Source organism: Pseudomonas endophytica, from assembly GCF_001411475.1.
Classification (GTDB): Bacteria; Pseudomonadota; Gammaproteobacteria; order Pseudomonadales; family Pseudomonadaceae; genus Aquipseudomonas; species Aquipseudomonas endophytica.
On record NZ_LLWH01000059.1, the window covers coordinates 1 to 8,335 of the forward strand.

Annotated in this window: 16 protein-coding genes; 6 read left to right on the forward strand and 10 right to left on the reverse strand. The window is 54.0% G+C overall.

Annotated features, from left to right (window positions below):
- The 9 genes from AQS70_RS23135 to AQS70_RS05860 form a co-directional block, all read right to left on the reverse strand.
- The coding region (locus AQS70_RS23135) for a phage integrase Arm DNA-binding domain-containing protein (protein WP_187331782.1) at positions 1–149 on the reverse strand (149 nt) is incomplete at its 3' end.
- Positions 149–361, reverse strand: coding sequence for a hypothetical protein (locus AQS70_RS05835; protein WP_055101223.1), 213 nt, complete (start codon positions 359–361; stop codon positions 149–151). The genes AQS70_RS23135 and AQS70_RS05835, both read right to left, overlap by 1 nt.
- Entirely contained in the window at positions 354–626 is a 273-nt protein-coding gene (locus AQS70_RS05840; protein WP_055101960.1) for a hypothetical protein, read from the reverse strand. Before AQS70_RS05840 ends, AQS70_RS05835 begins: the two co-directional genes overlap by 8 nt.
- Positions 623–760 (reverse strand): hypothetical protein, encoded by a 138-nt coding sequence (locus AQS70_RS23580; protein WP_153351243.1) that lies wholly within the window; start codon positions 758–760, stop codon positions 623–625. The genes AQS70_RS05840 and AQS70_RS23580 overlap by 4 nt, the downstream gene beginning before the upstream one ends.
- Before the next feature lie 12 nt (positions 761–772).
- On the reverse strand, positions 773–1,090 hold the full coding sequence (locus tag AQS70_RS05845; RefSeq protein WP_055101970.1) for a pyocin activator PrtN family protein: 318 nt from the start codon (positions 1,088–1,090) through the stop codon (positions 773–775).
- Positions 1,080–1,223: a hypothetical protein gene (locus AQS70_RS23835; protein WP_164488178.1), complete on the reverse strand. Its 144-nt coding sequence runs from the start codon at positions 1,221–1,223 to the stop codon at positions 1,080–1,082. Before AQS70_RS23835 ends, AQS70_RS05845 begins: the two co-directional genes overlap by 11 nt.
- Before the next feature lie 25 nt (positions 1,224–1,248).
- Positions 1,249–1,533, reverse strand: a complete 285-nt coding sequence (locus AQS70_RS05850) for a phage antirepressor KilAC domain-containing protein (protein WP_055101961.1) — start codon at positions 1,531–1,533, stop codon at positions 1,249–1,251.
- Positions 1,534–1,541: 8 nt separating this feature from the next.
- Positions 1,542–2,135: a hypothetical protein gene (locus tag AQS70_RS05855; protein WP_055101962.1), complete on the reverse strand. Its 594-nt coding sequence runs from the start codon at positions 2,133–2,135 to the stop codon at positions 1,542–1,544.
- A complete protein-coding gene (locus AQS70_RS05860) occupies positions 2,132–2,311 on the reverse strand; it encodes a hypothetical protein (RefSeq protein ID WP_055101963.1) in 180 nt (59 codons plus the stop codon). The genes AQS70_RS05855 and AQS70_RS05860 overlap by 4 nt, the downstream gene beginning before the upstream one ends.
- 184 nt (positions 2,312–2,495) lie before the next feature.
- On the opposite strand from AQS70_RS05860, the gene AQS70_RS23140 reads away from it, so the two are divergent.
- Positions 2,496–3,527, forward strand: coding sequence for a DUF2806 domain-containing protein (locus tag AQS70_RS23140; RefSeq protein ID WP_162233874.1), 1,032 nt, complete (start codon positions 2,496–2,498; stop codon positions 3,525–3,527).
- On the opposite strand, the gene AQS70_RS05870 is transcribed toward AQS70_RS23140, so the two are convergent.
- Positions 3,528–4,259 carry a LexA family protein gene (locus tag AQS70_RS05870; RefSeq protein WP_055101965.1) on the reverse strand — a complete coding sequence of 244 codons (732 nt, stop codon included), beginning with the start codon at positions 4,257–4,259 and terminating at the stop codon, positions 3,528–3,530.
- A 79-nt stretch (positions 4,260–4,338) separates the two neighbouring features.
- Between AQS70_RS05870 and AQS70_RS05875 the strand changes: the two genes are divergently transcribed.
- From AQS70_RS05875 to AQS70_RS05895, 5 genes are all read left to right on the forward strand, one after another.
- Complete coding sequence (locus AQS70_RS05875; RefSeq protein ID WP_055101966.1) at positions 4,339–4,599, forward strand: hypothetical protein; 261 nt, start codon at positions 4,339–4,341, stop codon at positions 4,597–4,599.
- A 338-nt stretch (positions 4,600–4,937) separates the two neighbouring features.
- The gene (locus tag AQS70_RS05880) at positions 4,938–5,456 is read left to right on the forward strand and encodes a phage regulatory CII family protein (protein ID WP_055101967.1); all 519 of its coding nucleotides are present in this window, start codon (positions 4,938–4,940) and stop codon (positions 5,454–5,456) included.
- Entirely contained in the window at positions 5,449–5,667 is a 219-nt protein-coding gene (locus AQS70_RS05885; RefSeq protein WP_055101968.1) for a TraR/DksA family transcriptional regulator, read from the forward strand. Before AQS70_RS05880 ends, AQS70_RS05885 begins: the two co-directional genes overlap by 8 nt.
- A complete protein-coding gene (locus AQS70_RS05890) occupies positions 5,657–7,873 on the forward strand; it encodes a VapE domain-containing protein (protein ID WP_055101969.1) in 2,217 nt (738 codons plus the stop codon). Before AQS70_RS05885 ends, AQS70_RS05890 begins: the two co-directional genes overlap by 11 nt.
- The coding region (locus tag AQS70_RS05895; protein ID WP_338152629.1) for a phage terminase large subunit family protein at positions 7,866–8,335 on the forward strand (470 nt) is incomplete at its 3' end. The genes AQS70_RS05890 and AQS70_RS05895, both read left to right, overlap by 8 nt.

Consider the following 8,335-nt stretch of genomic DNA (forward strand, 5'->3'; position numbering starts at 1 on the left):
GCGGCATCTATTGCCCTGATCCGATCGGTGCCGAATTGAAACCACTTACCGTCGCTGGGGCGACGGTAGCGGTAGGTCGAGCGCCGTGGATCAAAGTACAGGTTCTGCGGCAGATGCTTGTCCGCACTATTGCGTGGCCGTGGAGCCATCAGGCAACTCCTTTCAACACCATAGCGACCAGGTCGTTGCCGTCGGCTATGTTCAGTGCGTTCCAGTCTACATACCAGAGCGAGCCTATCTGCTCACCCGGTAGCTTTCCGTTGCGGATGTAATTACGGATCGCTTGAGAGCAGAGCGGTGTTCCGTTTTCGCCCCAGCGGCGACGTTGGTACTCGCTAATCTTGATCAGCTCTTTACGCATGATCACCTCCTTCATTTGCGCTTTGTTGGTGCTTGTACCCCACCACAAGCTGCGCGAGCGGGCGATTCTTAGCGTTTAGCGGGGCATAAAGGTGGGCTGCCTCGCGCAGCTTTTTGTGGGGTATAAGCACCCTGGCAGTGGCGCGAAGAGCTTTAGTAATGCCTGCTGCTGCGCAGCAGAGACTGTTTTTTACAAGCGCGTCGATCCCATTGCCGTTGCGAAGCAAAGCGGGCAGGGGCATGCGGTTGGTCAGTGAATGCTTCATGCCGCTTTTCTCCGAGTGCTGGTAGTGGGTTGATGCTTCTGACCATCTGTTAGGCCGTGGCGATAGCCGATCCAATAAAGCAGGGCCGTGCTGAGGATTAGGATGATCAATGCGCCGATCTGAGGCAGTGTCATACGTGGGCTCCTTTAATCCGTTGTATCGCTGGCCGGCCGAGTGAGTTCCTCGTCTGCCTTGTAAGCGCGGATGTCGATTAGCGCGGCGACGTGACGGATATGCGCGAACTTTGGCGCTTTACGGCTGCTATGCAGCATGGTTACGGGCAATTGAATACGGCCGCTCAATATTTCCGCTGCAAACGACTGCTCGTTTAGATGGCGGAAGTACTGCACGCGCAGCTTGTCGAGGGGGATCAGCACATCACCGAAGTTGCGGTAAAGCAGTTCGATGGTGGCCGGATCCGGTGCTGGCAGTAACCGCAATGGGGTTTGGTGGTCATTGCTCATGATCGGGTTTGCTCGATTTTGTTTGACGGCGAGCTGGATGGTTCCAGGCATTCAGGCAGTGGCGCTTGGTCAGTTCGCGCAAATGTTCCGGCACTTCAAGGAGCGCAGCGTTGCGCTCCTCGCGTGTCGGCATGGCTACGATCTGCCGAGCGTATTCCCTAGGCCACGTCACGGTGGTCAGCCGGGATTGGTGGAAGGGCAAGCCCCAACTGCTCGGCCAGCCAAGCAATACCGGGCTGACGTACCCGTGTTGATTGGCTGTACTGCATGCCGAGTTCGGCGTGGTACCAATTGCTGTCTTTAATCCGCAGATACTCGCGATCCCGAACTGGAAAGGCGGGCAGGTTGCGCTCATTGAGCAGCCCTTTTTCGCGCATCAACTTGATCAACTTGGGCCGGGTTGTGCCTAAGCAGGTGGCAGCCTTGGCGAGAGTGCGTTCCATAACACCCCCTAGGCTGCGAGCGCGGTATGAGCTAACGACATGGCTAAGTGATCAAGCGATTGCACTAGCCTATTAAAGCTGTGCTGATCGTCGCCGTAAGTCGTAAAGCACTGAGTGCGCGGGCAGTTGTCGCCGGTGGACAGAATTGCAGTGATGCCTTCACCGCTCAGCGCACGATGAACAGCCAGGTCGATGGCCTCATCTAGTCCGACATCGAGTTTCAATGAGCCGCCTTTGCGCACCAACTGGCGGAGTTGCGCTTGTTGATTGGGGTCAAGTAGCTGACCGCAGTCGACAGATTCAGCAATGACACGCGGTGTTGGTGGCTCGGCAGTGTCTATCCGGCCATTGGCGATGGACTCAATAAAGTCAGCGAGTACCCAGCGCGTATCTTGGTCGGGATCGCACACCGTAAGGCTGTGCTTCTCGTCGCCAATGACAATGGTAAAAAGCGTACCCGAAGAAGCGCGCTCAACCTCCAGCACGAAAATCAACGGAAGGTTGGTATTTTTGAAACTGCATATGTGACGAAACGTGCCATTTAAATTGACCTGAGCAGCCAAGAGGCGAAGGGTTTTATCAGCCAAATAGAACCGGTTCATGCCGCATGCCCTCCGTTGTTTGGTTCGTACGGGGCAGGGCGGTTGATGTGCTGGACCAGCCGGGGCTTATGGTTGTGGAGGATGACCAAGCAGCCGGTGGTGGCTTGCAGCTTCTCGATCAGTCGAGGGTTACTGGCGCACGCTGGGTGAACGTGCAGGGTTGCTGTGGTGTGCATGGTGTTGCCTCGCTCTGTGGTGGGAGAGTGAGACAAATATCAACCTGCTGACAAATTAAGTCAACCATTGGTTGATATTTTGTTCTTGCTGCTCGGAAGCGATAAATTGTAGTGGTAAAAGGCCATTGGTCTTCGGCCTGGTCATCCAACATGATCGTATCTTGTAGCAATTATGGGGTGGAGTGTGGCTTCGTTACCGGGTGAGAAATTGTTAGCTCGATTGTGGGAAACACTAGCAGAGAAATGTATAGGGAATTTACTAAAGCCGGGGCAAATGAGAAGAGAAGGTCTGGCTAGTCTTGAGTTAGAAAGAGCAAGAATATTATCGAATGTGCAAACTGAAAGAGAAGCAGAAGAGATAAGGAGCGGGCGAAAAAATCTTTCAGACTATTCTGTTAAATTAAATTTTTCCAATAGCTCAGGTTGTCTGTCAGAAAGTGTTGATCGAATTGAGCCTACACTTAATATACGCTTTATTGAAGAAGTCGCTAGTGCTTCGGTAATTAGCGATGCTATACGGCAAGAAATAAACGTATCTAAATCAATAATTATTGCTGAGGAGATGCTTTCAAATGATTCTAGCCCAACTCCCGAAGATAAAGTGGAAGAAGACTGGATATATCGTTGGAGAGATTACGCTCGTAATATATCAACTGAGGAGTTACAGCAGATGTGGGGTAGCCTTCTAGCCGGGGAGGTTAAGAGTCCGGGGAGCTATTCACTAAGGACTTTGGATTTCTTAAGAAATATATCTCAATCCGAAGCTAAACTTATAGAGAAGGCTTCAAGGCTGAAAATTCAAGGATTTATCTGGCAAGAGGCAAGGAATCAAGGTTTAATCAGCTTTAAAGAGCTTATGGAGTTGCAGGACTTAGGGATTGTTTCCGGTGTTGACTCTCAAAGCATAATGTTTAGTGCTTCGGGTTTGGAAGATGGAGATTCGAACTGGCTGAGAGTTCTAGAGTCTCACTCGAAATGTATAGTTATAAGAAGCTCGGATGTTAATGCCTCTCTTGATTTTCAGATATATCCGTTCACAAAACTAGGGCTTCAGATTATGGAGTTAGGTAGCTTTCAAGAAGATGAAGAGTATATTTTGAATTTTGGCAAGCATGTGGCTGGAAAAGGATTCAATGTCTCAATTGGAGAAGTGTCTTCGAGCACTAGTGAATTTCTTACATGGGATAATGAAATATCTATCACCCTCAGACGTTAGTTACTCAGGAATAAACGACCCAACTACCTTCCCACAAATGTGCGTCTCTTCCGTAATATCAATGATTGGATATTGCGGATTTATTGGCCGCAAATACACCCTTCCTGCATCCGAATCCAGCACCTTAAAAGTCACTTCATTGGTTCGTGGCACTCGTGCGACAACTCGATCACCGGTATTGGCTTGCGTTTCAGGATCAACAAAGATGATGCAGCCGGTTGGATAGCTTCTACCTGGCCCCGGATTGGTCATGGAGTCACCCAGCACCTTAAGCGCATAACCACTTTGGCTGATCGGCACAGGGCAAGAGATCCATGCGTCTGCATCGTAGGGTTCAAAATTACAAATGGATTCACACCATGCGCCGGCCTGTACCCACGATATAAGCGGAACCTTGCCAAAGCGCTCAACCATGCCGCTGACATTGCTCTCGTCGCCCACCCGGAGCTGCTGATTAAAGCTCTCAGCGGTCTGCTCTTTAGGCAGAACCCCGTATTCAAGCCATTCACGGCGCACTTTCAGCCAGTCACACAGAGCAATCATGCTGTCAGCTTCAGCCATAGCCTCGCCGTTCAGCCATTTGCTAATAGCCTGCGTGGTTTTGTGTACGCCCACAGTTTTCAGGCGTTTGTGAATGTCTACTCCGCGACCGCGGCTACGGATGCCGGCGTCGTCGAGTGCTTCATGTAGGCGCGAGCTGAACTCTGCGCGTAAATCTTCTTTATCAACCATAGGTTGAGACTCTCACAGAGCTTGCGCAATTGTCAGTTGATGTTTAATATCAACCGCGAGTTGATAAGTGGAGCTTGCCATGCTGAACCCCACGGATTTTCCGAATGCTATTGCGTTCGCGTTTGAAGCTGTAGGTGGCATCGGTGCCGCAGCCAAGGTGTGTGAGCGTAGCTACCAAGCGCTGAATAAATGGCGTCTGGCAGCGTGTTTGCCCCGGACTGATTACACCGGTGAAACCCGTTATGCCGAGTTACTGGCAATAGCTGCGCAGAAAAACGGCCACTCGTTTGAGGCTGCATGGTTGCTAGAAGCATCCTCGCCTCATAAGGCAGCTGCATAGTTTAGAAAGAAAAAAGGCGACCAATAGGCCGCCCAGTTCCTCCCGGCACACACCACCACAGTGTCGCCGGGTCGCGATAAAGGTAGGCGGGCACACCACATGCAATTCCCCCTCCCTTTACCGCGCTTTCCAAGGCTCGGAAGCTTTGGGTTGCTGCCTTCTCCACCACAGATCTGGCAGCTGTTGCGCCAGAGGTGAGCGACGGATCGCTTGCCTCGGCACGGTGCCGGTTTTGATCTTAAGAATCTAGACCGGCTTTTTGGGCCCTTACAAGCCACGCGGCAAATGTACCACCACAACACGCCGCGCGGCACTGGCAACATTCAAGGATTAATGCCATGAGCCGTATTGCTCTTAGTTGCACCCAGCGAGCGCAGCGCGAAATTTTGCCGCTCGATTTGGCGCTGTACCACGCCGCCCGTGACTATCCGGGTGGCGCTGCTGCCATCGCGGCGACCACTGGCCGCAACTCCACCACGCTGCAGCACAAGCTGTCACCGACCCATCCAAGCCACACGGTGAATGTTCAAGAGTTCGCCGAGATTCTGGAGCTGACCAAAGACCGCCGCATTCTTGATGCGGTGCATGCGTTGGTGGGCGACACGATTTGGCAGGAGTTGGCTGAGTCCTATACCGCTGATATGCCCGAAACGCTGACCACAGGTATCGCGATGTACTTCCGGCAAGTGGCCGACTTGGCCGATGCATGGGCTAAAAGTATTGGCGACGGCGTTGTCTGCGACAGAGAGCTGGCCGAAATTCGCCTGCAAGTGTTCCGCGGTATTCAAGGGCTGTTGGGCCTGTACAACCGCGCGTGCTACGTCAACTCCACCACGCGGGGGACTGAACGTGGCTGATATCGCAGATTTTGCTAATGACCTCGTGCAAGAGCGCATTGATCTAGCTCTGGCCGCGCGCAAAGCGCAGCCGGTATTTGCCTCTTTGGAATTGTGTGTGGATTGCGGCTCGGCCATTCCTTTGGCCCGCCGTCTAGCGGTCACCGGTTGCACGCGCTGTGCAGCCTGCCAACAACTGAATGAACAAGTAGGTACTCGTTATGCTCGATGACGTTCTCGGTCAATTCGCTGACCACGGCCTTGAGCCTTCGCAACCACTGACGTTCGGCAAGCTGACCCGCTGCAAGACCGCGCAGGACAAGGGCAAGGAGAAAAACGGCTGGTACGTTATCCACGAGCATCGTACTGAGAAGAACGAGACGCTAATTTTTGGCAGTTTCGGTGATTGGCGTTCGGGTGACAGCAACAAGATTAAGGTCAAGGCCGGGCGCATGAGCCAGGAGGAGCGCGATTTGATGCGCGCTCGCCAAGAGGAAGGTAAACGCCGCGCCGCCGAGATTGCTGCTAACGCCTCTCGCCGTGCCGCCAACCGTGCTTCAAGCCTGTTTAAGCGCATGCCTGAAAAAGGTCGTAGCGCCTATTTGGATCGCAAGCAAATTATCGGTATAGGCGTCCGTTACGCGCCACGCTCCGGCGCTCTATTGGTGCCGATGAGTAACGCTCGGGATCAGATCGTTGGGCTACAGGTTATCTACCCAGAGAAACAACCAGACACCGGTCGCGATAAATCTTATTGGCCTTATGGCATGTCCAAAGAGGGCGCTTTCCACCTGATTGGCCCGCATCCTGAGCCGGGTGAACCCGTTCTGGTGTGTGAGGGTTATGCCACGGGCGTAAGCCTGCATATGGCCACCTCGCTGACGGTGGCCATTGCTTTTGACGCCGGTAACCTGTTGCCCGTCTCCAAGCTCATGCGCGAGCGATTCGCAGGCTGCCCGCTGATAATTTGTCGTGACGACGACTGGAAGACCAAACGCCCCAACGGTGATCCTTGGAGTCCGGGCGAGGAAAAGGCCACCAATGCTGCGCTTATCGTCGGCGGCCAAGTGGTTACGCCAGTCTTCTGCGCCGAGCGAGAAATCAAGTGGACCGACTTCAACGACCTACATTGTGCCGAAGGTTTAGACGCTGTTCGCCGCCAGGTGTTGTCGGTGGTCAGACCGCCTGCTGCCGGTGGCTGGAAAGACCAATTAGCCCGTACTGAAAACGGCTCATTGATCGCACACATGCAAAACGTCGAATTGATCTTGGGCAACGATGAGCGCTGGGCAGGTGTTATCAGTTTCAGTGCGTTCAGCTCCAAGATCGTCAAATTGCGCACGCCTCCTTACGGTGGCGGTACTGGGGACTGGGGTGATATTGATGATATTCGCGTGATGAAGTGGCTGGCTCAGCAATACAACCTGCGGGTCAAAGCCTCCAGCGTGATCGAGGCGGTCAGTGTTGTGGCCCACGACAACTCTTTTCACCCAGTGCGCAATTACCTGAACACGCTTGAGTGGGATCGCGTGCCGCGCCTCGATACGTGGCTTAACAAGGTGATGGGCGTGACCCAAAGCGGTTATAGCGCCAAAGTCGGCAAGCGTTGGATGATCTCGGCGGTTGCTCGGGTCATGCGCCCAGGCTGCAAGGCTGACTCGGTGATGATCCTTGAAGGCGGGCAGGGCGAAGGTAAGTCCACCGCTATGAGCATCCTTGGAGGTGACTGGTTTATGGATACGCCGTTTGCCTTGGGCGACAAGGACGGCTTTCAGGCGATCCGGGGCAAATGGATCATCGAGTTGGGTGAGCTGGATAGCTTCAACAAGGCAGAAAGCACCAAGGCTAAACAGTTCTTCTCGGCATCTACTGATACCTACCGCGAGAGCTACGGCCGCAGAACAAATGACGTGCCACGCCAGTGTGTTTTCGTGGGTACGACCAACCAAGACGAATACCTCAAAGACGCAACCGGTAACCGCCGTTATTGGCCGGTGGCGTGTACCAAGGTCGATCTGGAGCAATTACGCGAGATCCGCGACCAGCTCTGGGCTGAGGCGATGTTTTGCTACGAGGCAGGCGAGATCTGGTGGGTCAACCGCGACGAAACCGCGATGTTCTCGGAAGCCCAAGACGAGCGCTTTGTGGTGGATGAGTGGGAAGGTCCGATTCTGACTTGGTTGGAAGAATCGCAGATCGGCGAAACCACCAGCGGCAGCGAAGTATTGGCCAGCGCACTCAAACTCGACTTCGGTCATTGGGGCAAACCTGAACAAATGCGCGTCGGCGCGATCATGCACCGTCTAGGATGGCGTCGTGTGCGTCTGCCTGCTCTTGCGAAAAGCGGACAGCGCCCTTGGGCGTACAAAAAGCCTGACAACTGGGGCGGCCACTCGACCTTGCAGGTGCAGAAAATCGAGGAGCCTTGCTTTGATTAAGCACATCGACAGCATGCTCAAGCTCTGGGCTGAGGATCTGCACAGCGCAGCCCCCGAAGCCACTGGCAGCGGCAACATGATCGCCATGCTGATGAAAACCCAGATCGCGTTGAACTGGATCGGCGGCCTGATTCACATGGTACCGTCAAATATCCTTACCTTGCTGCCGAGCCTCAGCCTGGCCAAGCGGGTGTCGTCGCGTATCAGCAAGACCATCAAGGCTACGCCGGTTTTGTCCGAGCGCGTGGCGGCCAATCGTTCGCGTGACTCGCGCAACACAATGGACACCAAAGAGTTTGAGGGCGGCTCGCTGTACGTCACCACAGCGGGTTCTGCCGCCAACTTGGCCGAGCTGTCGGCGCGTTACATCTACGGCGATGAGATCGACCGCTGGGATGTGGACGTGGGCGAAGAAGGCGACCCAATCGAGCTGGCTGAAACCCGTGGCAGTACGTTCGGCCG

Excerpts from the sequence above, each read along its gene's own strand:
- AQS70_RS05835 (WP_055101223.1), bottom strand. The coding sequence starts at position 361 with ATGCGTAAAGAGCTGATCAAGATTAGCGAGTACCAACGTCGCCGCTGG.
- AQS70_RS05840 (WP_055101960.1), bottom strand. The coding sequence starts at position 626 with ATGAAGCATTCACTGACCAACCGCATGCCCCTGCCCGCTTTGCTTCGC.
- AQS70_RS23580 (WP_153351243.1), bottom strand. The coding sequence starts at position 760 with ATGACACTGCCTCAGATCGGCGCATTGATCATCCTAATCCTCAGCACG.
- AQS70_RS05845 (WP_055101970.1), bottom strand. The coding sequence starts at position 1,090 with ATGAGCAATGACCACCAAACCCCATTGCGGTTACTGCCAGCACCGGAT.
- AQS70_RS23835 (WP_164488178.1), bottom strand. The coding sequence starts at position 1,223 with ATGCCGACACGCGAGGAGCGCAACGCTGCGCTCCTTGAAGTGCCGGAA.
- AQS70_RS05850 (WP_055101961.1), bottom strand. The coding sequence starts at position 1,533 with ATGGAACGCACTCTCGCCAAGGCTGCCACCTGCTTAGGCACAACCCGG.
- AQS70_RS05855 (WP_055101962.1), bottom strand. The coding sequence starts at position 2,135 with ATGAACCGGTTCTATTTGGCTGATAAAACCCTTCGCCTCTTGGCTGCT.
- AQS70_RS05860 (WP_055101963.1), bottom strand. The coding sequence starts at position 2,311 with ATGCACACCACAGCAACCCTGCACGTTCACCCAGCGTGCGCCAGTAAC.
- AQS70_RS05870 (WP_055101965.1), bottom strand. The coding sequence starts at position 4,259 with ATGGTTGATAAAGAAGATTTACGCGCAGAGTTCAGCTCGCGCCTACAT.
- AQS70_RS05875 (WP_055101966.1), top strand. The coding sequence starts at position 4,339 with ATGCTGAACCCCACGGATTTTCCGAATGCTATTGCGTTCGCGTTTGAA.
- AQS70_RS05880 (WP_055101967.1), top strand. The coding sequence starts at position 4,938 with ATGAGCCGTATTGCTCTTAGTTGCACCCAGCGAGCGCAGCGCGAAATT.
- AQS70_RS05890 (WP_055101969.1), top strand. The coding sequence starts at position 5,657 with ATGCTCGATGACGTTCTCGGTCAATTCGCTGACCACGGCCTTGAGCCT.